The organism is Kitasatospora cinereorecta (assembly GCF_024172095.1).
GTDB lineage: Bacteria > Actinomycetota > Actinomycetes > Streptomycetales > Streptomycetaceae > Kitasatospora > Kitasatospora cinereorecta.
Genome location: NZ_JAMZDX010000004.1, coordinates 333066 through 358993 on the forward strand (window position 1 = coordinate 333066; position 25928 = coordinate 358993).

Consider the following 25928-nt stretch of genomic DNA (forward strand, 5'->3'; position numbering starts at 1 on the left):
CGGGGAACTGCGAGGCCGACCCCGGGAGTGGCGACACCAGCGAAGTGCGCCGGCCCCGGGATCGGCCTCCCTCCGTCAGTCCAGCGCCCGCAGGGCGGTCAGCACGGCGATGTCGAGCGCCGGGTCGGTGCCGTCCGGGGAGCTGACGGACAGCCGGGTCGCCAGACCCGCGTAGCGGCGGTGGATCTCCGCCGCGACCTCCTCCACCGTCCCGGCGACGGCGAACGCGTCGAACACCTCGTCGTCGATCAGTTCCGCCATCCGCTGCCAGTTGCCGCGCAGCGACAGCCGGTGCAGGTCCTCGTGCAGGTCCTGCCAGCCGTGCTGGGCGAGGACGGGCAGGTAGGCGGGGGTGGAGGCGTAAAAGGCGATCCGCCCGCGCAGGGCGGCGCGGTTGGCGGCGAGTTCCTCCGCGGTGCGGCCGGTCGCGGCCAGCACGTTGCCGGCGATCTCGAACGGCCGGTCCGTCCACGGCTCGCGGTCGGCCTCGGCCTGCGCGCGCGCCGCACGGACGCCCGGCAGCACCCGGTCGCGCAGGTACTCGACGGTGGTGAACGGGTGGCTGATGAACCCGTCGGCGACCGCGCCGGCGGTGACGGTCATCAGCGGTCCGACCCCGGCGAGCAGGATCCGCGGGACGCCGGCGGCGACCGGCGGCGGCGCGAACACCGGCGTCATCACGGTGTGGGTGTAGAAGTCGCCGCGGAAGCGCAGCCGGTCGCCGGTCTGCCAGCTGTGCCAGATCGCCCGCACCGCGTGCACGTACTCCCGCATCCGGGCCGCCGGGCGGTCCCACGGCATGCCGAAGCGGCGCTCGATGTGCGGCTTGACCTGCGATCCGAGGCCGACGACGGCCCGGCCGCCGGACACCTCGTGGACGCCCCACGCCTGGTAGGCCAGCGTCATCGGGGTCCGGGCGAACGCCACCGCGACGCCGGTCGCCAGTTCGATCCGGCTGGTCCGGTCGGCGGCGCGGGCCAGTTGGATGAACGGGTCGTGCGCCGTCTCGGCCACCACCAGCCGGTCCAGTCCGGCCCGCTCGGCCTGCTCGGCGGCCGCCAGGACCCCGGCCGGGTCCCCGGGCACCGACACGTCGTACCGCAGCGCATCGTCCTGACGGTCCACCGGTTCGTACCTCCCGCTACCCGCGGGCCCCGTCGCCCGCGGGTAGCGACCCTACCGCCCGGCCCGACGTGCACCGACAGCCGATCCGGGCGGTCCGACGGCGACGTCAGTGCGGGATGCCGGAGATCAGCTCCGCCGCGCCCTGCCGCTTGAGGGCCAGTGCGCAGGAGGTGCCGAGGTCCTCGGGGCTGAGCGAGCCGGCCCACTCGTGGGCGTCCATGATCCGCTTGCCGTCCGGGGAGAACACCCGTCCGCGCAGCGACAGCCGGCCGTCCCGCTCGGCCTTGGCGTACCCGGCGATCGGGGCGTTGCAGTGGCCCTGGAGGACGTGCAGGAACATCCGCTCGGCGGCGGCCTCCCGCCACGTCCCGGGGTGGCCGAGGCCGGAGACCGCGTCGATGGTGGCGGTGTCGTCCTCACGGCACTGCAGGGCGAGGATGCCGGCGCCGATCGGCGGGCACATCGCCTCCACGCTCAGCACCTCGGCGATCCGGTCCTGTTGGCCGATCCGCTCCAGGCCGGAGACGGCGAGCAGCAGGGCGTCCACCTCGCCCGCGTCGAGCTTGGCGAGCCGGCTGTTGGCGTTGCCGCGGATCGGTACGCACTCCAGCTCCGGGTGCGAGGCGGCGAGTTGGGCGATCCGGCGGACCGAGGAGGTGCCGATCCTGGTCCCGGCCGGGAGCAGGTCGAGCGTGAGTCCACCCGGGTGGACGAGCGCGTCGCGGATGTCGTCGCGCTCCAGGTACGCGGCGAAGACCGTGCCGGCGGGCAGCGGCCGGTCGGCGGGGACGTCCTTCAGGCAGTGCACGGCCAGGTCGGCCTCCCCGGCGAGCAGCGCGGCGTCGACCTCCTTGGTGAACGCGCCCTTCCCGCCGAGCGCCGCCAGGTCCCCCATCCACCGGTCGCCCGAGGTGGTCACGGGCACCACCTCGGTGCGGATTCCGGGATGGAGCGCCGCAAGTTCGACGCGGACGCGCTCCACCTGGGCGAGCGCCATCGGGGAGGAGCGGGAGACGATGCGAATCAGCTCAGCAGCCATGCCTGATGATAGACCGTCAGACACCCTCTCCCGGCCACGCCGTGCACGCGTCACGCCCGCCGTCCGGCCGTCTCCGGCGCCCTGGCAGACTGTCGCCCCGTGCCGATCACAGGTCCCCCGCCCTCCCTCCCGCCGGAACCGGTCCGCCTGGACGAGGCGTTCCTCGACGACCCGCACGCCGCGTACGCGGGCCTCCACCGGCGGGGCGGCGCGGTGCACCGGGCCGTGGCGCCGGACGAGTGCCCGGTCTGGCTGGTGACCGGCTACCGGGCGGTCCACGCCGCCGCGGCGGACGGCCGGTTGGCGCTCGACAAGCGGCATGCCCGGAGCCGCGGCACGGCCGGCGACTCGCTCCCGCCCGAGTTGGACGCGCACCTGCTCAACTCCGACGGTGCCGACCACGCCCGGCTGCGCCGCCTGACGGCCGCCGCGCTCGGCCCGCGCCGGATCGCGGGGCTCCGCCCCCGCCTCCGGGCGACCGTCGACGGTCTCCTCGACCCGATCGCGGCCCGGGGTTCGGGCGATCTGGTCGGTGAGTTCGCCGACCCGCTCGCGATCGCCGTGATCTGCGACCTGCTCGGTGTCCCGGAGGCCGACCGGGTCGACTTCCGGTCCTGGACGGACACCCTGCTCTCCCCGGATCCGGGTGCCCCGGCCCGCTCCCGGGAGGCGATGCGCGCGATGCTCGGCTTCCTCGCCGATCTGACGGCCCGCAAGCGCCGCACCCCGGCCGACGACCTCCTCTCCGACCTGATCGCGGCCGCGGGTGACGGCCGGCTGGCCGAGCACGAGCTGCTCGCGATGCTGTTCCTGCTGCTCTTCGCGGGCTACCACAACACGGCTGCCCTGGTGTCGAGTACGGTCCTGGCCCTGCTCGCCCACCCGCACCACCTCGCCGCCGTCCGCACCGGCCGCCTGGACCTGGCGGACGTCACCGAGGAGGTCCTGCGGTGGGACTCCCCGGCGGTGCTGGCGGTTCGCCGCTTCCCCACCAAGGACATGCGGCTGGCGGACCGGGGCCTCGGTGCGGGTGACCGGGTCTGGCTGTCCTGGGCCGCCGCCAACCGGGACCCGTCGGTCTTCCCCGACCCGGACGTCTTCGATCCCACCCGGGCCGGCCCCCGGCACCTGGCATTCGGTCGCGGTCCGCACCACTGCGTGGGCGCGGCGCTGGCCCGTCTCGAGAACGAGGTCGCGGTCGAGGCGCTGCTCCACCGCTTCCCGCGGCTCGCCCTGGCGGCGGAGCCGGGGGCGCTCGGCCGGCGGCGGTCGCTGCGCAGCGGCGCGCTGACGGCGCTGCCCGTCACCGTCTGACGCCTCGCGTTGTCAGTGGCCGGTGCGAGGATCCTCGAACACGTGGACGAGGAGGGTCTGATGGGTACGTGGGACACCGGGCCGTTCGACAATGACACGGCGGCCGACTTCGCCTTCACCTTCGACGAGTCGGCGCCGGAGGACCGTGAAGGCCTGGTCCGGGCGACGCTGAGCCGGGCCGCCCGGGCCCGGGGCGAGATCGAGGCCTCGGACGGCGAGGAGGCGGTGGCCGCGGCCGCACTGGTCGCCTCCCAGTGTCCGGGTGGTGAACCGGTCACCTCCAGCTTCGGCCCGGACAAGGTGCTGCCCGTCTTCCCGCCGGAGCTGCGGGCGATCGCGGTGGACGCCCTCGACCGGATTCTCGCCGAGGAGTCCGAGCTGGCCGAGTTGTGGGACGAGAGCGGCGACGGCCCGCGCTGGCGCCGCGGTGTCACCCGGCTCCGCGCGGTCCTCGCCCCTGTCCCGCCGCCGCAGCCAGACGTGCTCCTCGACCGGTAGCCGCCGGCTAGTGCCGCGTCAGGCACTAGCTCACCTCTCCGACCGCGCCGCCTCGACGATCACCTCGGCGACGGCGGCCGGCTGGTCGACCAGGACGGCGTGCCCGGCGTCGGGGACGGCGACCAGACGGACGCGCGGGCAGGCTTCGATGATCCGCCGCTCGTTCGGCTGGAAGCCGATCTCGTCGTGGTCGCCGCGCACCACCCAGGCCGGGACGCCGGCGTCGCACAGCCGCCCGGCCAGCGCCGGGTGCCGGTCGAGGTAGCGGTAGTACTCGTGGACGATGCGGCGGCCGGCCGCCGAGGAGTTGGCGGCGAGGTCGGCGGCGAGCGCGTCGGCCCGGGCGGGCGGGAGGTCCTTCTTCATGCTGCGCGGCATCACCTTGAGCAGGCCGGCCCAGGCGGCGGCGCCGAGGCCCGGCACCTGTCCGATCCGGTCCATCGCCCCCAGGAAGGACGGTTCGTCGGCCCGCGAGAAGGTGGGCGAGAGCAGCACCACCGGTCCGATGAACAGGCCCGAGGCCGCCATCTCCAACGCCACGTTGGCGCCCAGGCTGTGACCGACGAGCACATCGCACCGCCGCTCCGCCGCGAAGTCGGCCAGCATCCGGGCGTACGCGCCGAGCGTCACGTCGGCGGGGGCCTCGGTTCCACCGAAGCCGGGCAGGGTGACCGCCACGGTGGCGATACCGGCCCGGACCAGCGCGGGTTCGGCCATCACGTCCTCGTACCACACGGCGCTGCACAGGCCGCCGGGCAGCAGCAGCGCGCGGTGTTCGGCGTCGGCCGGCCCGGCCTCCCGGACGTCCCAGCTCGTGGTCATACCGGCAAGTCTGCGGGCAACGGCCGCCCCGGTGGCGGACCGTGCCCCATCGGGACCAGCGCACGCGTGTCGGATTGCGGCCGGGCCGCGGCGGCGGCACATAGTGGGACGCGGCACCGGCGGGCGCCGCACGCCGGCCCGCCCTCGCACGCCGCTCCGTCCCTGCGTGGACGGACGGCCCCGACGGGAGCGCAGCGATGGACACCACCGAGGAGATCGCGGCGATCCACCGCGAGGTCGGCACCCGGGAGGTCGGCGGCGAGCGGGCCCGGCGGGTGCTGCTGCGCCGCGCGTACGACGCCCCGGCCGAGCGGGTGTGGGCGGCCGTCACCGACCCCGAGCGGATCGGCCGGTGGTTCCTGCCGGTCGGCGGCGACCTCCGCCAGGGCGGGCACTACCAGTTGGAGGGCAACGCGGGCGGCGGGATCCTGCGCTGCGAGGCGCCGTCGCTGCTGCGGATCGGCTGGGTGATGGGTGACGCCGCGGCTTTCAGCGAGGTGGAGCTGCGGCTGACCCGGCAGGGCGCGGAGCGGACGGTCTTCGAACTGGACCACGTGGCGGTGGTACCGCCCGCGATGTGGGAGCAGTACGGTCCGGGCGCGGTCGGGGTCGGCTGGGACCTCACGCTGCTCGGCCTGGGGCTGTTCCTGGCCGGCCGGCCGGTCGCCCCGGCGGAGGCGGCGGCGTGGCAGGACACCGACGAGGCCCGCGACTTCATCACCCGCAGCAGCGCGGCGTGGGGTGCGGCGCACCTCGCCGCGGGCGCCGGGCCGGAGGCGGCGGCCGCCTCGGTCGCCGCCACCACCGCCTTCTACGCGCCGCCCCGCCCCGCGTGACCGTCCCCTCCGCAACCGGTCCCGGCCCCGCGACGACCGTCCTACGGAGACAGGCGCGTGGACCCTGCCGGGTTCGGCGGGGTCCACTCCTGGGGAACGGGGAGATCAGGCCGCCGGTACGGCCGCGCCGCGCCGCCGCCCGATCGCGTCGGAGGCCTTGGCGGTGAAGTACAGCGAGACGGCGAGCGCGAGGACGAGCGCCGCGCCGGCGGCGAACACACCCGCGGAGGACTCGGCCTGCGGGCTGCCGCCCTCCGTCCGGGCGGAGCCGCTGAGGAGCGGCAGGACGCCGAGCACGGCCAGTCCGAGGACGACCTCGCCCCAGACCACCGCCGGGAAGTGCCGCAGGGTCAGGTGTCGCAGCGTCGCCTCCTGGTCGGTGCGGCGCGCTTCGGCGATCCGCGGCATCAGCCAGAACTGGTTGAAGCCGCCGGCGGTGACCAGGCCGGCCACCAGGGCGACCTTGACCAGCAGGAACAGGCCGTAGCCGGTGGTCCAGAGCTGGTCGACGGCGCCGACGTGCTTCCAGCTCATCCACAGGCCGGAGAGGGTCACCGCGCCGACGCAGACCATGGCGACCAGGCTGAACCGCCGCCACAGGTCGGCCCAGAGCGCGCCAGCGCCGTCGCCGAGGCGGCCGCGGGTGGCGGCGAGGGCGACCAGGACGGCGAGGCCGCCGAGCCAGACCGTGCCGGCCACGATGTGGACCTGGTCGAGGGCCAGGTCGAGCACCTTCTCGGCGTTCTTGGGCGCGGTGGCGGGGACGGCGGCGATCAGGGTCACGGCGACCGAGAGCGGGAGGGCGGTGAGGGCGAGGGCGTCGAGCCGGCGGCGGGCCGCGGGCAGGAACAGGGCTATCAGCACCGCCGCGGTCAGGACCAGGACGGCGTTCTGCACCAGGTAGACGGTGCCCTGGGCGATCCAGGCACCCTTGGCGGCGGGCGCCCGGAGGTAGTCCCAGAGCCGGCCGGGGGCAAGGGCGTCCGCGAAGGGCATGCCCTTGCCGGCCCGGGCCAGTCTGGCGGCGAGCTGGAAGTAGCCGGCGACCAGCAGGACCACGCCGGCCCAGGCGAGGTAGCTTGCCGTGCGGCGCCGCAGCACCGCGGTGTCGTCGGCCTGGTCGTGGGAGGCGCGCAGCGTGGGGCGGACGGCCGTCGCATAGGTGACGGTGGCGCCGATCGCCCCGCACAGGCCGAGGAAGTAGCCGGACTTGGTCAGGACCCGCCACAACGGTGGCATGGTGTAGCCGGCCGTGGACACGGCCAGGTGAACGCTGCTCATGGAAGGTAAGGCTAACCTAAATAAAGCCGGGTCTGTCCACCCCCGCCCGCGGAACGGGCGGCTTCCCGTCAGCCGCGCTCCGCCAGCGCCTGCTTCCAGACCGGGCTGTCCACGTAGTGGTTGTCGTACAGCTCGGAGGAGTCGCGGATCTCCTGCGGGCTCGCCTCACCGCGCATCACCCGGCCGAGCAGCCGCAGGTAGTCGAAGCGCGGCATGCCCGGGGTGAAGACGAACAGCACGTCGGCCTCGGCGCCGGGCGCCGCCGCGAAGGCGTGCGGGGTGTGCGGCGGCACCAGGAGGAAGTCGCCGGCCTCCAGGACGGTCAGCTCCTCCCCCAGCAGCACCTGCAGCGAGCCGCCCAGGACGAAGAACATCTCGGCCGCCCGGGTGTGGAAGTGCGCCGGCGCACCGACCGCGCCCTCGGCGAAGGAGGACCGGTAGCTGGTGATCGGGCTGCCGGCGGTGCCGAAGTCGGCCAGCAGGGCCATGGTGCTGCTCGGGTCGCTGGTGGTCTCCGCGTCGGCGGCGCGGGTGAGGATCGGGGCGAAGGCGGGAAGGCTCGTCTGCTCGTTCATGATGATCATTCTATTAGCGCCGCCGACAACGGACTTGGTGCAATCCGGCGCCGACTTCGCGGGCCAATCCCTACCGGTCTCGCGGGCCGACCCTGTCACGCCACCACCGCGAGCTCGCGCGGCGTGTTGTTGAAGCGCCGGCCGCCGTCCTCGGTGACGGTGACGATGTCCTCGATCCGGACGCCGAACCGGCCGGGCAGGTAGATGCCGGGCTCGATCGAGAAGCACATCCCGGCCACCATCGGCTGCTGCTCGCCCTCGACCATGTACGGCGGCTCGTGGGTGGTCAGTCCGATCCCGTGGCCGGTGCGGTGGATGAAGTACTCGCCGTACCCGGCGTCGGTGATGACGGCCCGGGCGACCCGGTCGATCTCCTGGCAGGCGACGCCCGGCCGGACGGCCTCGAACGCGGCCTGCTGGGCGCGGCGGACCGTCTCGTGCACCCGCCGGACCTCGTCGGGGACGGCGGTGCCGACGTGGACGGTGCGGGTGGTGTCGGAGCCGTAGCCGTCCTTGAGCCCGCCGAAGTCGAGGACGACGGTGTCGCCAGCCCGGATCACCCGCTCCCCCGCCTCGTGGTGCGGGTCGGCGCCGTTGGGACCGGAGCCGACCACGGTGAAGTCGACCTGGCTGTGGCCGTGTTCGCGGAGCAACCGGGCGAGGTCGGCGGCCACGTCGGTCTCCCGCCGGCCGGCGAACGGCACCTGGAGGATGCCGTGGTACGCCAGGTCGGCGGCGGCTCCGGCGGCGGCCAGGCGCTCGATCTCGTCGGCGTCCTTGACCGCGCGCAGCATCGGCAGGCCCTCGGTGAGCGCGACATAGCGGCAGGCCGGGAGCGCCCGTTGCAGGCCGAGCAGGTGCAGCGCCCAGGCGGAGTCGGAGACCCCGTAGCGGCCGCCGGCATCGAGCAATGCCGCGGCCGCGGCGTACGGGTCGCCGCCGTCGGCCCAGTCGACGACGGAGAGGGCGGCGGCGCCGGTGGCGCCTTCGGCGTCGGGGCGCTCCAGCCGCGGGACGACGATGGTGGGCGGCCGTCCGGGGGCGAGGACCAGGACGGTGAGGCGCTCGGTAATGGCGACCGGCCGGTAGCCGGTCAGGTAGCTGAGGTCGGGGCCGGGTGTGACGACCAGTCCGGACAGGCCGGCCCGGGCGGCCGCCTCGGTGGCGCGTTCCATCCGCCGGGTGAAGTCCTGGACGGTGAAGGGTGTCGGCATGGCGCGGGTGTGCTCCCGGTTCGGTGGACGGCGGCGGGGACGGCTCGACGCGGGCGTACCGTCAGCCCGCCCGTGCCGCCTCGACTGCCGGGTGCAGCGTCACCTCGGCGTACTCCTCGTCCCCCGCGCGCCCGTCGAGCCGGTAGCTCAGCAGGCCCGCCGCGGCCAGTCGGCCCAGCGCCGCCGGCAGGTCCGCGGGCGCGGTGCGCAGCGCGGCGGCCGCGGACCCGAGCGGCAGCAGCAGCACGACGGTGCTGGAGCCGCGCGGTACGTCGTCGGCGAGGTCCGCGAGCAGATTGCCGACCAGTCCCCCGCCGGCGGCGCGGGCGTGCGCCGCCCACGGTCCGGCCCACTGGGTCTCCATGTCGGTGCGCACGGAACCTCCCCGGTGTCGCGCGGTGGGCACCATGGTGCGCGCACCGGCCCGGTCCGGCGCGGCGGCGCGGCCGTCCGGACGACGGCACTCCACCCGGACGGCCCGACGGCCCGCTGCGGGAGGGTGGCGGGATGACACGGCGTGGACGCGCCGGACGGATCTGCGCCGGTGGCGCCGGGACCGGCCGCATGATGGCCGGTGGGGGGTGACGGAAGGAGAGCCATGAGCGAGGCCGCCGGTGCGCCGGGCGGGTGGCGCCGCCGTCTCGTTCCCGGCCTCCCCGGGCTCGCGGTGCTGCGCCACTACCGGCGGGCCTGGCTGCGCGGTGACGTGGTGGCCGGCGGCACGGTGGCGGCGTACCTGGTGCCGCAGGTGATGGCGTACGCGAGCGTGGCGGGCCTGCAGCCGGTCGCGGGCCTGTGGGCGATCCTGCCGGCGATCGCGGTGTACGCGGTGCTCGGCTCCTCGCGGCTGCTGTCGGTGGGCCCGGAGTCGACCACGGCGCTGATGACCGCCACCGTGGTCGGCCCGATGGCCGCTGGCGACCCCGGCCGCTACGCGGTGCTGGCCGCCACCCTGGCGGTGGTGGTCGGCCTGCTGTTCGTGGCGGCCTGGCTGGCCCGGCTCGGCTTCGTCGCCGACCTGCTCTCCCGCCCGGTGCTGATCGGCTACCTGGCCGGGGTGGCCCTGATCATGATGGTGGACCAACTCTCCAAACTGACCGGCGTGGACGTGGAGGGCGAGGGGTTCGGTCCGCAGCTGAAGTACTTCGCGCAGCACCTCTCCGAGGCGAACACCGCCACCATCGTGTTCAGCGTGGCAGCGCTGCTCTTCCTCCTCGCGATGAACCGGTTCTTCCCCAGGCTGCCGGGGCCCCTGCTGGCCGTGGTGCTCGCCACCGCGGTGGTCGCGCTCTTCCACCTCGACCAGCACGGCATCGAGGTGATCGGCAAGATCCCGGCCGGCCTGCCGAGCGTGTCCGTGCCGGACTTCGGCGAGCTGCGCCACCTGGTGCTGCCCGCGGCCGGCGTGCTGCTGGTCGGCTACACCGACGTCATCATCACCGCCCGGGCCTTCGAGTCCCGTGCCGAGGGCGAGCAGTTGGACGCCAACCAGGAGCTGCTCGCGCTCGGCGGCGCCAACATCGGCGCCGGCTTCCTGCACGGCTTCCCGGTGAGCAGCAGCGCCAGCCGTACCGCGATCGGCCAGTCGGCCGGCGGCCGCACCCAGGCGTACATGCTGGCGGCGGGCGTGGCGGTGCTGGCGGTGCTGCTGTTCCTCAGCCCGCTGCTGACCTACACCCCGGACGCGGTGCTCGGCGCGCTGGTGGTCTTCGCCGCGCTGCGGATGATCGACGTGGCCGGGATGCGGCGGCTGCGGTCCTTCCGGCTCGGGGAGTTCCTGCTGGCGGTCGGCTGCCTGATCGGCGTGCTGGCCCTGGACATCCTGTACGGGGTGCTGGTCGCGGTCGGCCTGTCGGTGGCCGAGCTGCTGAGCCGGGTGGCCCGCCCGCACGACGCCGTCCAGGGCCTGGTGCCGGGGCTCGCCGGCATGCACGACATCGACGACTACCCGCTGGCCCGCACCGTGCCGGGCCTGGTGATCTACCGCTACGACTCACCGCTGTTCTTCGCCAACGCCGAGAACTTCCGCCTCCGCGCGCTGGCCGCGGTCGCCGAGGAGCCCGAACCGGTCCGCTGGTTCGTGCTCAACACCGAGGCCAACGTGGAGGTCGACATCACCGCGCTGGACTCCGTGGAGGCGCTGCGGGCCGAGCTGGTCGAGCGGGGCATCGTGTTCGCCCTCGCCCGGGTCAAGCAGGACCTCCGGGACGACCTGGACCGGTACGGGATGACCGCCTCGGTCGGCGAGGACCGGATCTTCCCCACCCTGCCCACCGCGGTGGCCGCCTACCGCGAGTGGAGCGGCGCCCCCGACAGCTGAGACCCGAATGGGCGAACCCTGGTTGCCGGGTGGTCCGGCCGGCCGGAGGGTGACAGGTACCCTTGCCCGCCGCGCGGCGGGCCGGGCCCGAGCGGAAGCGGGACGGCGATGACGGACAAACAGGCGCGGCGGATCGCGGAGTTCATCGCACCGCTGCGGGTGGAGCCGGGCTCGAAGGTCGACCTCGCCCGGGACTTCGACCCCCGCTACCGGGCCCGGCTGCGCAAGCGCGACAGCACCGAGCTGCTGCGCACCGGCGTCTCCCTGCTCGCCGAGTACCAGTCCCGGCTGGCCGCCCAGGACACCTACGGCGTGCTGCTCTGCCTCCAGGCGCTGGACGCGGGCGGCAAGGACGGGACGATCCGCCATGTGATGAGCGGGGTCAACCCGCAGGGCGTCCGGGTGAGCAGCTTCAAGGTGCCCTCCGCCGAGGAGCTCGACCACGACTACCTGTGGCGCTATGCCCGGCAGCTGCCCGCCCGGGGCGAGATCGGGATCTTCAACCGCTCGCACTACGAGGAGGTCCTGGTGGTACGGGTGCACCCGGAGAACCTCGAGCGCCAGCGGCTGCCCGAGGACGCCCGCGGCCGGGGCGTCTGGAAGCGCCGCTACCGGGAGATCAACGACTGGGAGCGGCACCTGTGCGACAACGGCTTCCCGGTGGTGAAGATCTTCCTCAACCTCTCCAAGGAGGAGCAGCGCACCCGCTTCCTGAAGCGGATCGACCTGCCGGAGAAGAACTGGAAGTTCTCCGCCGCGGACATCCGCGAGCGCGCGCACTGGGACGAGTACCAGCGGGCCTTCTCCGAGATGCTCTCGGCCACCAGCACCAGTTGGGCGCCCTGGTACGTGGTGCCGGCCGACCGCAAGTGGTTCGCCCGGATCTGCGCCGCGGCGGTGCTCGCGCACACCCTCATCGAGCTCGACCCCCGCTACCCGGAGGTCGGCAAGGCCGCCCGCAAGGAACTGCTCGCCGCCAAGCGGCAGCTGGAGGGGGAGGCACCCGAGGGCGCGGAGCGCGACCCGTACGCGGCCGAGCACGGCGACTGAGCGGGGCCGGCGGGGAACAGCCGCCGGGCGGCTCGCCCGGCGGTGCGGAGACGGACAAGGAAGCGGAGGTGCGGGCGATGGCGGCGCAGCCTGGCGGGCCGGGGGCTGACGGGGCGTCGGTCCAGTGGTACGCGACACCGCCGGAGGAGGTCGCGGCCCGGCACGGCGTCGACCCGGACACCGGCCTGTCCGCGACCCGGGCGGCGGAGCTGCTGACCGCGTACGGCCCGAACGCGCTGCCGGAGGAGCAGGCCCGGCCGGGCTGGCTGCGCTTCCTCGACCAGTACCGCAGCTACATGCAGATCATCCTGGTCGCGTCGGCGATCGTCGCCCTGGCCATCCAGGAGTGGAGCACCGCGATCCTGCTGATCGTGCTCACCCTGTTCAACGCGGTGGTGGGCCTGCGGCAGGAGGGCAAGGCGGAGAGCGCGATGAACGCGCTGCGCTCGATGATGAAGACGACCGCCCGGGTCCGCCGGGACGGCAGCGAGGCGGAGATCCCGGCCGAGCAGCTGGTCGTCGGCGACGTGGTGCTGATCGCGGCCGGCGACACCGTACCGGCCGACGGGCGGATCGTGCGGGCCAGCGCGCTGCAGATCGACGAGTCGGCGCTGACCGGCGAGAGCGTCCCGGCGGCCAAGGACGCCCGGACGCTGCCCGCCGGACCGCTCGGCCCCGGCGACCAGTCGAACATGGCCTTCATGAACACCCCGGTCACCCACGGCAGCGCCGTGCTGGTCATCACCGGGACCGGCAGCGGCACCGAGCTCGGCAAGATCTCCGGGATGCTGTCGGCGACCGAGAAGGAGGAGTCCCCGCTCACCCGGGAGCTCAACACCCTGACGCTGTGGATCGCCGCGGCGGCCGGTCTGACCATGGTGGTGATGTTCGCCCTCGGCCGCAGCCGCGGCCAGGCCTGGGACGCCCTGTTCGTCAGCGCCGTGTCGCTGGCCATCGCCGCCATCCCGGAGGCGCTGCCCACCGTCACCCAGGTGATCCTGTCGGTCGGCAGCCTCAACCTCGCCAAGCGCAACGCCATCGTCAAGGAGCTGCCCTCGGTGGAGACCCTGGGCTTCACCTCGGCCATCAACTCCGACAAGACCGGCACCCTGACGATGAACCAGATGACCGTCGTCGAGGTGCTCAGCCCCACCGACCGCTACACCGTCTCCGGCACCGGCTACGGCCTCGAGGGCCGGATCAAGCACGCCGCCGGCTCGGTCGACGGCCTCGAGGACGCCATCCTGCCGTACCTGGTCGCCAGCGACGCCACGCTGGTGGACGGCACGGTGGTCGGCGACCCGACCGAGGGCGCGCTGCTGGTGCTGGGCCACAAGGCCGGCCTCGACATCGAGGAGACCCGCGAGCGCTACCCCCGGCTCGCCACCCTGCCGTTCGACCCCGAGTACAAGCTGATGGCCACCTTCAACTCGGCCGTCGACGCGTCCGGACGGCCGGTGGTGCGCTGCTTCGTCAAGGGCGCCGCCCCCGCCGTCACCGCCCGTGCCACCACCGCCCTCGCCGCCGGGCGGGCCGTCCCCTGGGACGCCGACCTGGCCGGCCGGGCCGAGACGCAGAGCGCGCGGATCGCCGCCGAGGGCCGGCGGGTGATGGCCGCCGCCGTCCGCGACCTCGACCCGGCCGGGTTCGACCCGGAGGGCGACCTGCTCGCCCTGGTCACCGACCTCAGCATGACCAGCCTGGTCGGCATGGTCGACCCGCCGCGCGCCGAGTCCCGGGAGGCGGTGGCCAGCGCCCAGTCCGCGCACATCCGGGTTCGCATGGTGACCGGCGACGACGTCACCACCGGCGAGGCGATCGCCCGCCAGCTCGGCATCCCGGGCGAGGCGATCCTCGGCGCCGAGTTCGCCGCCCTGCCGGAGGCCGAACGCCTCGCCCGGATCGACCGGATCGGGGTGGTCGGCCGGGTCGCGCCCGAGCACAAGGTGCTGCTCGCCGACACCCTCAAGAAGAAGGGCGAGGTAGTCGCCATGACCGGCGACGGCGTCAACGACGCCCCCGCCATCAAGGCCGCCGACATCGGCATCGCCATGGGCAGCGGCACCGACGTGGCCAAGAACGCCGGCCGGATGATCCTCTCCGACGACAACTTCGCCACCATCGTGTACGCGGTCGAGGAGGGCCGGAAGCTCTACGACAACCTGACCAAGTACATCCGCTTCGTACTGATGCTGCTGGTCACCTTCGTCCTGACCTTCCTCGGCGCGACCGTCTTCAACATCGCGGCCGGCGAGCCGTTCACCCCGCCGCAGGTGCTGTGGATCCACTTCGTCGTCAACGCCCCGTTCGGCTTCGCGCTCGGCTTCGACCTGGCCAGCCCCGGTCTGATGCGCCGCACTCCGCGCCTGCGCGGCGAGTCGGTGCTCACCCGGACCGTGATGGTCACCGTCGGGCTGAGCGGACTGGTCGTCACCGTCTTCCTGCTGCTGCTCATCAAGCTGGGCGAGCACCGCTTCGGCAGTGTGGAGATCGGCAGCTCGATCGCCTTCACCGCCTTCGCGCTCTGCCTGATCGTGGCCGCCTACGAGTGCCGCTCCGAGCGGGAGACCGCGCTGACGCCGTCCACCTTCGACAGCAAGCAGATGAACGTGGCCGCGCTGGCCGAGTTCGTGCTGGCCGTCCTGGTCACCGGGATGGATGCGTTCCGCCGGATGCTGGGCACCCACCAGCTCACCGTCGGCCAGTTCGGCTGGGCGCTGCTCGCGCCGCTCGCGCTGCTGCTGCTCTGGGAGCTCGGCAAGTACGTCTTCCGGCGGGCGACCCCGGGCGGCTGAGCGGGCTCAGCCGGGTGCGTCGGCCTCGGGCTCAGCCGAGTGCGTCGGCCGGCCGGTGGTCGTGGGTCAGGTCGAAGCTGAACCAGGTCGCCTTGCCGGTGCCGGAGGGGCGGACGCCCCAGGTGTCGGCCAGCGACTCCACCAGGGCCAGGCCCCGGCCGGACTCCTCGTCGTCCGAGGCCAGCCGCGGGCGGGGCAGCCGCGGGCTGTCGTCCGCCACCTCCACGGTCAGCTCGCGGGCGGTGTAGCGGGCCTGGATGCGCACCCGGCCCTGGCCGTGCCGGACGGCGTTGGTCATCACCTCGGAGACCAGCAGCCGGGCGTCGTCGACCAGGTTCAGGAAGCCCCAGGAGAGCAGCGTCTTGGCGAGGAAGGAACGTCCCTCGGCGACCGAGGCGGCGGTGGCCGGGAAGTCGGCGGTGGTGGTGGCCAGCGGCGCGGCGGGCAACCGGGTCAGCAGCAGGGTGACGTCGTCGTGGCCGTCGCTGTCGGGGAGCAGCGAGGCGAGCAGGTCGTCGGCGATCGCCTCCAGGTCCGGGGCCGAGGCCGGGGTGGCGGTGCGGGCGGCGTAGTCCGCACCGGCGTACGCCCGGTCGAGGGCGGCGACCAGGTGGTCGAGGCGGTCCTCGATGTCGCTGCCGGGGGTCTCGATCAGGCCGTCGGTGTAGAGCAGCAGCAGGGCGCCGGGCTCGACCGCGGTGGTCTGCTGCTGGTGGAGCACGTCGCCGACGCCGAGCGGGACGCTGACCGGCGCGGGCAGCACCCGCACCCCGCCGTCCGGCCCGGCGATCAGCGCCGGCAGGTGCCCGGCCGAGCAGACCGTCACCTCGCCCGCGTCGGGGGCGATCACCAGGTAGCAGCAGGTGACCAGCTGGTCGGGGCCGGCCAGGTCGGCGACCACCGCGTCCAGCGCCCGGACCAGCTCGTTGGGCTCCATGCCGGTCTTGGCCAGGGCGTGCGCGGCGGACCGGATCTGCCCCATGATCGCGGCGGCCTCCAGGCCGCGGCCCATCACGTCGCCCATCAGCACGCCGACCCGGCCGGCGCCCAGCGGGATCAGGTCGAACCAGTCGCCGCCGACCCCGAGACCCTGGGTGGCCGGCAGGTAGCGGCTGGCGGTGGTCAGGCCGGGGACGTCCGGCGGGGTGCCCATCAGGCTGCGCTGGAGGGTCAGCGCGGCGTGCCGCTGCTGCTCGTACAGTGCGGTCAACTCGGCCTCGGCGGCCTTGCGTTCGGTGACGTCCCGGACAGCGGCGGAGATCAGCAGGCCGTCGGCGGTCTCCAGCGGGCTGAGGCTGATCTCGACCGGGAACTCGGTGCCGTCCTTGCGCAGCCCGTGCAGGTCGAGGCCGGCGCCCATCGGCCGGACCTGGCGGTTGGCGGTGTAGTCGCTGCGGTGCCGGGCGTGGTCCGCGTGGTAGCGGCCGGGGACCAGCACCTCGACCGGGCGGCCGAGCAGCTCCTCGCGGTCGTAGCCGAACAGCGCCTCGGTCTGCGCGTTCACCAGGCGGATGGTGCCGGTGTCGTCCACGATGACCATGGCGTCGGGTGCGGTCTCCAGCAGGCCCTCGAAGCGTTCGCGGGCCGCTCCCGGCGACCGCGATCCTGTGAGGAGGCCACAGTTCGGGCACGCCGGCCCGTCCACCACCGTCATCTCCACCTCGGGTGTCCGTTCTCGGAGGCGATCGAAAGCCCATTCCAGCGCACCGGGGGTGGACGGACCGGCGCATGTCGCACATTGGCTCACTTCGTCCGATCATGACTGTTTCGGGCGTGCGCGGGATCCGATCCGGCGTCAGAAGCGCTGCCGGTCGGGCCGATCGCGCGGGGACGGCGATCACTCCGGACCGCTCGTTCCACTACGGTACGTGCCATGACTTCCTCTCAGGGGGCCCCGGGGCGGGGCACGGCCGTGGTGATCGGCGGCGGACTGGCCGGAACACTCGCGGCCTGGGCGTTGCGCGGGCACGCGGAACGCATCGTGGTGGTGGAGCGGGACCGCTACCCGGCGGAGCGCACCTTCCGGGCCGGCCTGCCGCAGGGGCGGCACGCCCATCTGATCCTGGAGGCCGGGCACCGCGCGCTCGAGGAGCTGATGCCCGGCACCCGGCAGGAGCTGCTGGACGCGGGCGCGGTCCGGGTCGCGCTCTCCGGCGACCTGCGCTGGCTCAGCTCGGCCGGCTGGATGGCCGAGTACGTCTCCCGGCTGGCCTTCCTCTCCTGCACCCGGCCGGTGCTGGACGGCGTGGTGCTGGACCGGGTCCGCACCGAGCCGACCATCGAGTTCCTGGAGGGCACCGAGGTGGTCGGCCTGCTCGGCACGGCCGCCGCCCTGACCGGCGTCCAGGTCCGCGAGCGCGGCGCCGACCGCGGCGAGGCCCGGGACCTGCCGGCCGAGCTGGTGGTGGACGCCTCCGGCCGCTCCACCGCGCTGGCCGGCTGGCTGCAGGCGCTGGGCGCTCGGCCGGTCCCGGAGGAGCGGGTGGACGCCGGCGCCACCTACTCCTCCCGGCTGTTCCACCGGCCGGCCGGCGCCGACCTCGGCTGCGAGGCCATCTACCTGCAGACCAAGGCCCCCGACTCGCCGCGCCTGGGCGTGCTGCTGCCGGTGGAGGGCGACCGCTGGATCGTCAGCCTGGCCGGGATGCGCGGCGCCGAACCGGAGCCCGGCGAGGCCGGCTTCGCCAAGCACCTGGCGCAGCTGCGCGACCCCGCCATCCGCGAGGCACTGGCCGCCGCCGAACCGGCCGGCGACGTCCGCGGCTTCGTGCCGGGCCCCGGTGTGCGGCGGCACTACGAGCGCAGCTCCCCGGACGGGCTGGTGGTGGTCGGCGACGCCGCCTGCACCTTCAACCCGGTGTACGGGCAGGGTGTGACGGTCGCCGTCTTCGGCGCCCGCGAGCTGCGGCGCAGCGCCGAGCAGAACGGCGGGATCGGGCACGCCGCCGCGCGGTCCGCCCGGCGGGCGGTGGCGGCCGTCTCCAAGAACCCGTGGGTGATGTCCAGCACCGAGGACGTCCGCTTCAAGGCCACCACCGGCGGCCCGTCCGGCGCCCTGCTCCGCGCCCAGCACCGCTTCCTGGACCGGGTGCTGGTGGGCGCGGCGAAGGACCCGGCGGTGGCGAAGGCGTTCCACGAGGTGCTGTCGCTGGTGGCTCCGCCGACCGCGTTGTTCCGCCCGGCGGTGCTGGGGGCGATCCTGCGCAGCCGCTGACGCCGGGCTGCTGCTGGTTGCCGGCTGCCTATGGCGTAGGCGTCGACGCGTCGCCGAGGGCGAGGCGGGAGACGATCCGGTAGCGGTCGCCCCGGTAGAGCGAGTGCACGTACTCGACGGGGCGGCCGCCGCGGTCGGTGGTGAGCCGCTCGACGTGCAGGGCGGGCGAGAGCACCGGGACGTCCAGCAGCCGGGCCTCCTTCTCGCTGACCACGGTCGGCTCCATCGACTGCACGGCCTCGTGCACCCGTACGCCGTACCGGTCGCGCAGCAGCTCGTAGAAGTCGCCGGCCACCATGTCCTCCGCCTGCAGCCCCGCGACCAGGGCGGCGGGCAGGTGCAGGTACTCGATCGCCATCGGCTCGCCGTCCACCAGGCGCAGCCTGGCGATGTAGCAGACCTCCACCGCGGGCGAGAGCTTCAGCTTGCGGCCGACCCGGGCACCGGCCTGGACGGTGCCGAACTCCAGCACCCGGCTGGTCCACGTCCCGGCGGCCCGCGGCAGCACGAAGGCGTGGTCCTCGGTGGCCGCGGCCAGCTCCTGGGTGATCTTCGCCGGGGCGACGAACATCCCGCGGCCGTGCTCGCGCACGATCAGCCCGGTCGCCACCAGCTCGTCCACCGCCGACCTCAACGTCGGCCGGGAGACGCCGAGTTGCTCGCACAGGGCCCGCTCGGAGGGAATCGGGTCGCCCGGCGACCGGGACTCCACGAAGTCCCGCAGGTAGTCGCGGACCCGGGTGCGCTTGTACGCCGGACCGGAGGTGTCGCGCACCATGGGCACCGCCTTCCTGCTGCGTTCGGCCGACCGCCGCCCCGAGCCTAGTCCCGCGAGCGGGGATGGATCGTGGACCGGGGTCAGCTCTCGGACCGCTTCGCGAAGCGCTTGGCGAGCGCCGGGTCGGACTCCCACCACAGGCCCGCGCCGGGCTCCGCCGCCGCCGCGGCGGCGGGTCCGGTGGGCGCGACCGCCGGACCGGGCTCGGCGTCGCCCTCGGCGCGGACCCGGAACAGCAGGCCGGGGACGGCGTACAGCACCGCGCCGACCACCATGATGGTCACCACGGCGAAGATCGGCGGCACCGCGAAACCCGCCACCAGCGGGAGCAGGAGGGTGGCCCCGAGACCGGTCCCCCGGGCGGTGACCCGGCAGTCGCGGCCCTCGGCCACCTCCACCGGCACGGTGTTGGAGCCGGTGCGGTCCTTGGCCACGACACGCACGGCGCGGGTCCCGGCCGGGACCTCGAACCGCGCGGTGTCGCCCTGCCTGACCTCGCCGACCGCGACCCCGTCGACGACCACGGCGAGCGTACGCGCCCGGTTCATCCCCGGCGGTTCCGCGTGCACCACGATCGTCCCGGCCATCGGCTGTTCCCCCTCGCCCTGTCCTGACCACTTCCGGTGATCAGGTGTGAAATCGCGCCAAGGATAGAGCACTTCCGCGCGCCCGCGAACCGGGATTCCTTCCACCCCAGCCTTGACTCCCCCAGTGGTCCATGCCATTTTCCTTTACCAGTGAGCACAACTGGTAAGGCGATCGGTCTGACCAGCTGTCCCCTCTCGTAGAGACGGAAGCCCGTGATCCTCCCCACCCCCGTCCGCCTCGTCCGCACCCCGGGCCGGTTCACCCTCGACACCGCCACCGCCGTCCACGCCGATCCCGCCGCCGAACCGGCCGCCCGGCTGCTGCGCACCCTGCTCGCCCCCGCCACCGGACTTCCACTGCCGCCCGCCGCCGACGGGAGCGTCCGACTCGCCCTCGACCCGGCGGTGCGCGGCGCCGAGGGCTACCGGCTGAGCGTCACCCCGGAAGGGGTCCGGCTCGCCGCCTCCGCCCCGGCCGGACTGCTGGCCGGTGTCCAGGCGCTGCGTCAGCTGCTGCCGCCCGAGGCCCTGTCCGACCGACCGGTGGCGGGCGTGCCCTGGACACTGCCCGGCGTGGAGATCACCGACCGGCCCCGGCACCCCTGGCGCGGCCTGATGGTCGACGTCGCCCGGCACTTCCAGCCGCTGGACCTCCTGCTGCGCACCGTCGACCGGCTCGCCCTGCACCGGCTCAACGTCCTCCACCTGCACCTCACCGACGACCAGGGCTGGCGGCTGCCGGTCGACGCCTACCCACGGCTCACCGAGATCGGCTCCCGCCGCGCCCGCTCGATGATCGGCCGGGCCGGCTCCGGCCGGTTCGACGACCAGCCGCACGGCGGCGCCTACACCAAGGACGAACTGCGCACCCTGGTGGCGTACGCCGCCGAACGCGGCGTCACCGTGGTACCCGAGGTCGAGATGCCCGGGCACTCCCGCGCCGCCCTGGCCGCCTACCCGCACCTCGGCAACCGGCCCGAGCGCCGACTCGACGTGTGGACCGAGTGGGGCGTGTGCGACACCGTCCTCGGCGTCCACGACGAGGTCCTGGAGTTCTGCCGCACCATACTCGGCGAGACCCTCGACCTCTTCCCCTCCCCGTACATCCACGTCGGCGGCGACGAATGCCCGGTCACCGAGTGGGAGAACTCGGCGACCGCGCTCGCCCGGGCCGCCGAACTCGGGCTCGGCGCCCCCAAGGAGCTGCACGGCTGGTTCCTCGCGCAGATCGGCGCGTACCTGCTGGACGCCGGGCGCCGGCCGGTCTGCTGGGCCGAGGACAGCAACTCGGCGGCGCTGCCGACCGCGTTCGTGGTCATGCCCTGGCAGGACGGCGACCACGGCCTCGCCGCCGCCCGCCGCGGCCACGACGTGGTGATGACCCCGCACCGCTCCACCTACCTCGACTACCCGCAGAGCAGCCACCCCGACGAACCGCTCGGCCAGGCCGGGGCGGTGGTCGACCTGGTCACCGTCCACGCGCACGAGGCCGCCCCCGGGCACTGGACCGGCGCCGAGGCCGACCGGGTGCTCGGCACCCAGGCCCAGCTGTGGACCGAGTTCGTCCGCACCCCCGAACACTTCGACCACCTGGCGTTTCCGCGGCTGTGCGCCCTCGCCGACCGCGCCTGGAACCCGGCCTCCGACTGGGCCACCGACTTCCTGCCCGCCCTCGCCCACCACGCCCCGCGCCTGGCCGCCCTGGGCATCCAGCACCGCACGGGCGCCGAGGCCGGTGTCACGGCGGCGGTGCGGTAGGTCCGCGGCCCCGCCACCCAGAGCTGCACCACCAGTAGTCGCACCACCCGCACGTGCACCGTCCGCAGTTGCGCCGTCCGCACCACCGTCATCCCGCACCTCCACTCCCCACGGAAAGGGATCACCGTGCCCGTACGACTGCGCCTCCCCGCCGGCCTGCGCGCCGCGCTCGCCACCGCCACCGCGGCCGGCCTCGCCTGCACCGGCCTCGCCCTCGCCGGTCCCGCCTCGGCAGCCGGCGACGCGCTGAGCGTCCAGTACCGGACCAGTGCCGGCGGTGCCACCGCCGACCAGTCCGAGCCGTGGCTGCAGGTCACCAACACCGGCAGCACCACGGTGCCGTTGAACCGGGTCGTCCTGCGCTACTACTTCAAGGCCGACGGTCCCGCGGTCACCTACCGCTTCGCCTGCTCCTGGGCGGTGAAGGGCTGCGCCAACATCACCGGCACCTTCGGCACCCCGGCCCACCCGACCGCCACCGCCGACCGCTACCTGGAGATCGGCTTCACCGGCGGAGCCGGCTCGCTCGCCCCCGGACAGTCCACCGGTGACATGCAGCTGCGCTTCTACCGCTCCGACTGGCAGACCCTCACCCAGTCCGACGACTACTCCTTCGGCGCCGACCGGACCACGTACGCCGACTGGAACCGGGTCACCCTCCAGGAAGGCTCCACCCTGATCTGGGGAACCGCCCCGGCCGGCAACGACCCCTCCCCGTCGCCCAGCCCCTCGCCCTCCCCCACCGGCTCCACCCCACCGCCGGACCCGCACGCCGCCGCCCTCTTCGACGACTTCCGCTACACCTCGAGCTCGGACCCCGCCGTCCAGCAGCACGGCTGGACCGTCAAGTCCGGGCAGGGCGGCCCCGGCGTCCCCGGCGCCACCTGGTCGCCGCAGGACCTCACCTTCACCACCACCGGCGGCACCAGCACCATGAACCTGGCCCTGACCACCGACGGGACCGCGGCCGGCACCCGCGAGACCGAGATCCAGACCAGCGCCCGGAAGTTCCGCAACGGCACGTATGCGGCCCGGGTCCGATTCGACGACACGCCCACCGGCGGACCCGACGGCGACCACGTCAACCAGACCTTCTTCGCCTTCACCCCGCTCGCCGCCCCGATGGACCCGAACTACAGCGAGCAGGACTTCGAGTACCTGCCCAACGGCGGCTGGGGCGAGCCGAGCAACATCATGTACGAGACCACCTGGGAGACCTACAACCCGGACCCGTGGCAGGCCGTCAACACCCACGGCGAGCAGCGCCGCTCCTACGACGGCTGGCACGACCTCCAGCTCACCATCGACGCCACCAGCGCCACGTACTTCATCGACGGCCAGGTCGTCGCCGTCCACGGCGAGCCCTATCTGCCCGAGACGCCGCAGTTCATCGACTTCAACCACTGGCTGATCGACCTCGCCGGGCAGACCTCCACCACCCCGCGCACGTACACCGAGCAGGTCGACTACCTGTACTTCGTCAAGGACCAGGTGCTGACCCCCGCCCAGGTGGCCTCCGCCGTCTCCGGCTACCGGGCGGCCGGGACCGGCTTCACCGACACCGTCCCGGCGGGGTGACCGGTACGGCTCCGGGATCCGGCTCCGGGTTCCCTGCCGGGCGCGGGCCGGGAAGCCCGGATGGCCGACCGGCTTTGCGGGGTCCGCGCGGGTGGGTGACGCTGGAGTCGCCAACCGCCTGCCGAGCGCCGCTGAGCCGAGGAGGTCGAACCGTGAGGTTCATTCAGATCATCGAGTACAAGACCAGTCGCATCGACGAATTCAACGCCCTGCTCGACCGCTGGGTGGAGAAGAACGCGGGCCGGAGCCTGGCCACCCGGGCCGTGCACGCCCGTGATCGCGACAACGCGAACGTCTACCTGAACATCGTCGAGTTCCCGTCGTACGAACAGGCGATGGAGAACTCCAGCCGTCCCGAGACGGCGGAGTTCGCGGAGCAGGTCAAGGCCCTGTGCGACGGGCCGCCGACCTTCCGCAACCTCGACCTGGTGAAGGAGCACGACGTCCAGAGCTGAGCACCGGCCGAGCACCGGCCGGACCGCGGTGCCCCCGCCCCTCGGGCGGGGGCACCCGCGCGTTCCGGCAGTCGTCGCGGTCGGCCCCTGGGTCGGCCCCGGGGTCGGCCCCGGGGTCAGCCGAGGCGAGTGCGGGCGCCGCCGGGGCGCAACTGCCCGCGGGCGGTGCGGGCGGGCCGGGACGGACGGCGGTCCGGCCGCTCCGCCTGCTCGCGCTGGAGGCGTGCGGCGAGCGCCGCCTGGTAGGCGCGGACGGCCAGCATCATCGCCACCGCCGCAAGCTCGGCCGGCTCCTCGATGCCGCGCTCGGCCGCCTCCGTCCGGCACCCGGCGCACCACACCGCGCTCGCCCGGGCGCCGTCCGGCCACACGAGGCCCACCGGCGGGAAGTAGTGGCACCCGCAGCCCTGGCAGACGAACACGAGCCGCATCAGTGGTGCACCACCCGGGTGCCGCCGCAGGTCGAGCACTGCGCGGTGTACCGGTGGACCGTGGGGACCTGCTTCCCGTCGGCGTCCAGCTCCATGGTGTGATCGGTCCGTTCCGTCACACCGGTTCCGCCGCACGCGGGACACTGCTGCTCGGGCATTCTCCGCCACCTCCTGTGCACAGACCGTAGCGCGCCGCAGCCATGATCGGCAGACGGACCGTCAACGAGCAGGGAGCGGACGGGGAGTGGGCGAGGCTCACTGTAGTAATTTACGCAGCGCAACAGCGCCGAACGCCGGGCCCCAGCACGGCGATTCCTGCACTCATCGGGGGATCTGATGCAGCACCCGTCCTACGATCCGTCATCCCAGCCGACCCAGCCCGGGTTCACGTCGGCGTCCCCGCACCCGCCGACGGTCGGTCAGGGCTTCCACCAAGTCCCGGGCCGGCCCTCCGGACCCTCGTCCGGGGAGTCGTCCGGGCAGGCCTCCGGGGATTCGGCGGCCGAGTCGTCGGGGAAGCGCTCGCACGTCAAGATCTGGGGCGCGGTCGCCGCGGTGGTCAGCGCCGCCGCGGGTGTGGCGAGTGCGGTGGCGGCGTTCATGGGCGGTGGCGGCTCGCCGCCGACCTCGGCTCCCGCGCCCCAGGTGACCGTCACCGTGGGCACCCAGGGCTCACCCAACGCCGGCGGGGTCGCGGCTCCCTCGGCTCAGGGGACCGCCGCCGCTCCCGGCTCGGGAGCGAAGGTCCGCTGGTCGGGGGCGTTCCGCCTCGGCATGGAGGGCGTCGACCTCACGGCTGACCCGCCCGCCGCCGGGAACGGCACCTACCTCCGGCCAGGCGCCGCACGCAGTGGCAGCAGCGGGATGATGGTCAGGGGCACCGTCGCTCCCTGGTCCGGACCCGGCGAGCCGACGGCCGAGGGCTGCCGCCAGCTGTTGCTGACGCAGAAGCGCAACGAGCTCGACGTCTCCGTGGGCGACCAGGTCTGCGTGGTCGAGGGCAGCTCGCCGATCGGGGTCCTGAAGGTCACGGCCGCCCACTACGACGCCGGTTCGTACGGGGAGCTCGACACCACGCTGACGGTGTGGGACCTGCGCATGGGTCGCTGACGCCGGGCGCGGCGCCGAGGCCGAGCAGCTGGCGATCAGCTGCTGAAGCCCGCGTGGACGTGGTCGTGGTGGGTGTCGTCCGTGAAGAACTGATTGGACGTCGTGCCGCCGGACAGCTGCCGCGGCCCACCGACGTTGTACGAGCCGGCCGCGGCGGCGGCCCGCATGAAGCCGTCGACCAGGTCGTGCGGCGTGGCCGGGTCGACGACGGCGTGGCCGTCGATCTGCCAGGTGTCGAAGGCCCGGCCGAGCGGGTGGTCGCTGGGCCGGTCGGTACCGAACACATCCAACGGGTGCCCGGAGCGGACCACGCTGACCTGGAAGCTGTACGGACCGGCCAGGGTCAGCATGGCCTGCAGCACACTGTCGTGCACCATGCCGCTGCGCAGGTCGGCGACGGCTGCCGGGGGCAGCACGATCCGGGGCTGGGCGAGGACGCGGGCGGCGAGTGTCGGCAGTTTGGCCGCAGCCGGCCCGGGATCGGCGGGGTGGAGGGCGGTGACGTTCCAGCGGGGGCTCGCGGCGGTCAGCCGGACGTCCACCGTCGTACCGCCGGCGGTGACAGTGGAGCCGGCGGCGGACCACTGCCGGCACACCACCAGCACGCTCGCCGAGTCCGACAGGATGCCGCCGTACTGGGCGTCGATCACCTCCACCACCGCCTCGTCGGCTGCGGGCAGCAGCGGCCCGGCCTGGTCGGCCAGCTGCGGCGGCAGTCCGAGCGCGGCAACCCGTCCCCGGGCCGCCTCCAGCCCTTGGCCGCCCGGGCCCCAGGTGCCCAGTGCCTCGATCAGCTCGACCGCCCGCAGCTTCACGTCCGGCTGGACCTCGCCCGGCCCGGGGCGCCAGGGCGTGGCAGTTGGCAGGGTGGCCGTGCCCTGAGGTGCGGAGGCCGACGCGGATCCAGAGGTGGTCGCGGTGGGGCTGCCCGCGCCGGAGGCGGCCGGGGCGGTGGGCGAGCCGGGCGAGGCCGATGCCGCTCCCCCGCTGCGGGAACCACCGCCGCTGGAGCACCCGCAGGCGGCGCCGAGCACCAGGCCGAGTCCGCCGACCAGGACTGCCCGCCGGCTCACCAGGGGAGCTGGTTCTCGCACGCCTCCCACTATGCGCTCGGGGCCGCGGCCGTCCCGGTCCGACGCGCCCGCCGG

Annotated in this window: 24 protein-coding genes; 11 read left to right on the forward strand and 13 right to left on the reverse strand. The window is 74.2% G+C overall.

Features of this window, described 5'->3' with window-relative positions; genetic code table 11:
• Window positions 1-75: 75 nt before the first annotated feature.
• On the reverse strand, window positions 76-1125 hold the full coding sequence (locus tag FHR36_RS21655; protein ID WP_253799820.1) for a TIGR03617 family F420-dependent LLM class oxidoreductase: 1050 nt from the start codon (window positions 1123-1125) through the stop codon (window positions 76-78).
• 106 nt (window positions 1126-1231) lie between these two features.
• Complete coding sequence (gene hemC, locus FHR36_RS21660) at window positions 1232-2164, reverse strand: hydroxymethylbilane synthase (RefSeq protein ID WP_253799821.1); 933 nt, start codon at window positions 2162-2164, stop codon at window positions 1232-1234.
• A gap of 99 nt (window positions 2165-2263) precedes the next feature.
• On the opposite strand from hemC, the gene FHR36_RS21665 reads away from it, so the two are divergent.
• Both FHR36_RS21665 and FHR36_RS21670 read left to right on the forward strand, forming a co-directional pair.
• Window positions 2264-3478, forward strand: coding sequence for a cytochrome P450 family protein (locus FHR36_RS21665; protein WP_253799822.1), 1215 nt, complete (start codon window positions 2264-2266; stop codon window positions 3476-3478).
• A 60-nt stretch (window positions 3479-3538) separates the two neighbouring features.
• Complete coding sequence (locus tag FHR36_RS21670) at window positions 3539-3976, forward strand: DUF4259 domain-containing protein (RefSeq protein ID WP_253799823.1); 438 nt, start codon at window positions 3539-3541, stop codon at window positions 3974-3976.
• Between the two features lie 30 nt (window positions 3977-4006).
• On the opposite strand, the gene FHR36_RS21675 is transcribed toward FHR36_RS21670, so the two are convergent.
• Window positions 4007-4798: an alpha/beta fold hydrolase gene (locus FHR36_RS21675; RefSeq protein WP_253799824.1), complete on the reverse strand. Its 792-nt coding sequence runs from the start codon at window positions 4796-4798 to the stop codon at window positions 4007-4009.
• Between the two features lie 197 nt (window positions 4799-4995).
• On the opposite strand from FHR36_RS21675, the gene FHR36_RS21680 reads away from it, so the two are divergent.
• Window positions 4996-5634, forward strand: a complete 639-nt coding sequence (locus tag FHR36_RS21680; protein WP_253799825.1) for an SRPBCC domain-containing protein — start codon at window positions 4996-4998, stop codon at window positions 5632-5634.
• A 105-nt stretch (window positions 5635-5739) separates the two neighbouring features.
• Here the strand turns inward: FHR36_RS21680 and FHR36_RS21685 are convergent, their stop codons facing one another.
• From FHR36_RS21685 to FHR36_RS21700, 4 genes are all read right to left on the reverse strand, one after another.
• Window positions 5740-6915 (reverse strand): copper resistance D family protein, encoded by a 1176-nt coding sequence (locus FHR36_RS21685; RefSeq protein ID WP_253799826.1) that lies wholly within the window; start codon window positions 6913-6915, stop codon window positions 5740-5742.
• Between the two features lie 68 nt (window positions 6916-6983).
• Window positions 6984-7490 carry a cupin domain-containing protein gene (locus FHR36_RS21690; RefSeq protein WP_253799827.1) on the reverse strand — a complete coding sequence of 169 codons (507 nt, stop codon included), beginning with the start codon at window positions 7488-7490 and terminating at the stop codon, window positions 6984-6986.
• A 95-nt stretch (window positions 7491-7585) separates the two neighbouring features.
• On the reverse strand, window positions 7586-8704 hold the full coding sequence (locus tag FHR36_RS21695; RefSeq protein WP_253799828.1) for an aminopeptidase P family protein: 1119 nt from the start codon (window positions 8702-8704) through the stop codon (window positions 7586-7588).
• A gap of 61 nt (window positions 8705-8765) precedes the next feature.
• Entirely contained in the window at window positions 8766-9080 is a 315-nt protein-coding gene (locus FHR36_RS21700) for a hypothetical protein (RefSeq protein ID WP_253799829.1), read from the reverse strand.
• 222 nt (window positions 9081-9302) lie between these two features.
• On the opposite strand from FHR36_RS21700, the gene FHR36_RS21705 reads away from it, so the two are divergent.
• From FHR36_RS21705 to FHR36_RS21715, 3 genes are all read left to right on the forward strand, one after another.
• The gene (locus FHR36_RS21705) at window positions 9303-11024 is read left to right on the forward strand and encodes a SulP family inorganic anion transporter (RefSeq protein ID WP_253799830.1); all 1722 of its coding nucleotides are present in this window, start codon (window positions 9303-9305) and stop codon (window positions 11022-11024) included.
• Window positions 11025-11132: 108 nt separating this feature from the next.
• Entirely contained in the window at window positions 11133-12074 is a 942-nt protein-coding gene (locus FHR36_RS21710) for a polyphosphate kinase 2 family protein (RefSeq protein ID WP_253799831.1), read from the forward strand.
• Window positions 12075-12151: 77 nt separating this feature from the next.
• Window positions 12152-14869 carry a cation-translocating P-type ATPase gene (locus FHR36_RS21715; RefSeq protein ID WP_253799832.1) on the forward strand — a complete coding sequence of 906 codons (2718 nt, stop codon included), beginning with the start codon at window positions 12152-12154 and terminating at the stop codon, window positions 14867-14869.
• Between the two features lie 31 nt (window positions 14870-14900).
• Here FHR36_RS21715 and FHR36_RS21720 read toward each other — a convergent pair whose 3' ends face one another.
• Window positions 14901-16523 carry an ATP-binding SpoIIE family protein phosphatase gene (locus FHR36_RS21720; protein ID WP_253799833.1) on the reverse strand — a complete coding sequence of 541 codons (1623 nt, stop codon included), beginning with the start codon at window positions 16521-16523 and terminating at the stop codon, window positions 14901-14903.
• Window positions 16524-16742: 219 nt separating this feature from the next.
• On the opposite strand from FHR36_RS21720, the gene FHR36_RS21725 reads away from it, so the two are divergent.
• Entirely contained in the window at window positions 16743-18083 is a 1341-nt protein-coding gene (locus FHR36_RS21725; protein ID WP_253799834.1) for an NAD(P)/FAD-dependent oxidoreductase, read from the forward strand.
• A gap of 28 nt (window positions 18084-18111) precedes the next feature.
• Here FHR36_RS21725 and FHR36_RS21730 read toward each other — a convergent pair whose 3' ends face one another.
• Together FHR36_RS21730 and FHR36_RS21735 are read right to left on the reverse strand one after the other, a co-directional pair.
• On the reverse strand, window positions 18112-18861 hold the full coding sequence (locus FHR36_RS21730) for a GntR family transcriptional regulator (protein ID WP_253799835.1): 750 nt from the start codon (window positions 18859-18861) through the stop codon (window positions 18112-18114).
• 80 nt (window positions 18862-18941) lie between these two features.
• The gene (locus FHR36_RS21735) at window positions 18942-19448 is read right to left on the reverse strand and encodes a hypothetical protein (protein ID WP_253799836.1); all 507 of its coding nucleotides are present in this window, start codon (window positions 19446-19448) and stop codon (window positions 18942-18944) included.
• A gap of 213 nt (window positions 19449-19661) precedes the next feature.
• Between FHR36_RS21735 and FHR36_RS21740 the strand changes: the two genes are divergently transcribed.
• From FHR36_RS21740 to FHR36_RS21750, 3 genes are all read left to right on the forward strand, one after another.
• Window positions 19662-21206, forward strand: a complete 1545-nt coding sequence (locus FHR36_RS21740) for a beta-N-acetylhexosaminidase (protein WP_253799837.1) — start codon at window positions 19662-19664, stop codon at window positions 21204-21206.
• A gap of 126 nt (window positions 21207-21332) precedes the next feature.
• The gene (locus tag FHR36_RS21745; RefSeq protein ID WP_253799838.1) at window positions 21333-22784 is read left to right on the forward strand and encodes a cellulose binding domain-containing protein; all 1452 of its coding nucleotides are present in this window, start codon (window positions 21333-21335) and stop codon (window positions 22782-22784) included.
• Between the two features lie 152 nt (window positions 22785-22936).
• Window positions 22937-23239 carry a hypothetical protein gene (locus tag FHR36_RS21750; protein WP_253799839.1) on the forward strand — a complete coding sequence of 101 codons (303 nt, stop codon included), beginning with the start codon at window positions 22937-22939 and terminating at the stop codon, window positions 23237-23239.
• 116 nt (window positions 23240-23355) lie between these two features.
• On the opposite strand, the gene FHR36_RS21755 is transcribed toward FHR36_RS21750, so the two are convergent.
• Together FHR36_RS21755 and FHR36_RS21760 are read right to left on the reverse strand one after the other, a co-directional pair.
• Window positions 23356-23670 (reverse strand): hypothetical protein, encoded by a 315-nt coding sequence (locus tag FHR36_RS21755; protein ID WP_253799840.1) that lies wholly within the window; start codon window positions 23668-23670, stop codon window positions 23356-23358.
• A gap of 419 nt (window positions 23671-24089) precedes the next feature.
• Complete coding sequence (locus FHR36_RS21760; protein WP_253799841.1) at window positions 24090-24326, reverse strand: hypothetical protein; 237 nt, start codon at window positions 24324-24326, stop codon at window positions 24090-24092.
• Here FHR36_RS21760 and FHR36_RS21765 point away from each other — a divergent pair.
• On the forward strand, window positions 24316-24780 hold the full coding sequence (locus tag FHR36_RS21765) for a hypothetical protein (protein WP_253799842.1): 465 nt from the start codon (window positions 24316-24318) through the stop codon (window positions 24778-24780). The two genes, FHR36_RS21760 and FHR36_RS21765, sit on opposite strands and share 11 nt — an antisense overlap.
• A gap of 35 nt (window positions 24781-24815) precedes the next feature.
• Here the strand turns inward: FHR36_RS21765 and FHR36_RS21770 are convergent, their stop codons facing one another.
• Window positions 24816-25874 carry a hypothetical protein gene (locus FHR36_RS21770; RefSeq protein ID WP_253799843.1) on the reverse strand — a complete coding sequence of 353 codons (1059 nt, stop codon included), beginning with the start codon at window positions 25872-25874 and terminating at the stop codon, window positions 24816-24818.
• Window positions 25875-25928 lie beyond the last annotated feature (54 nt).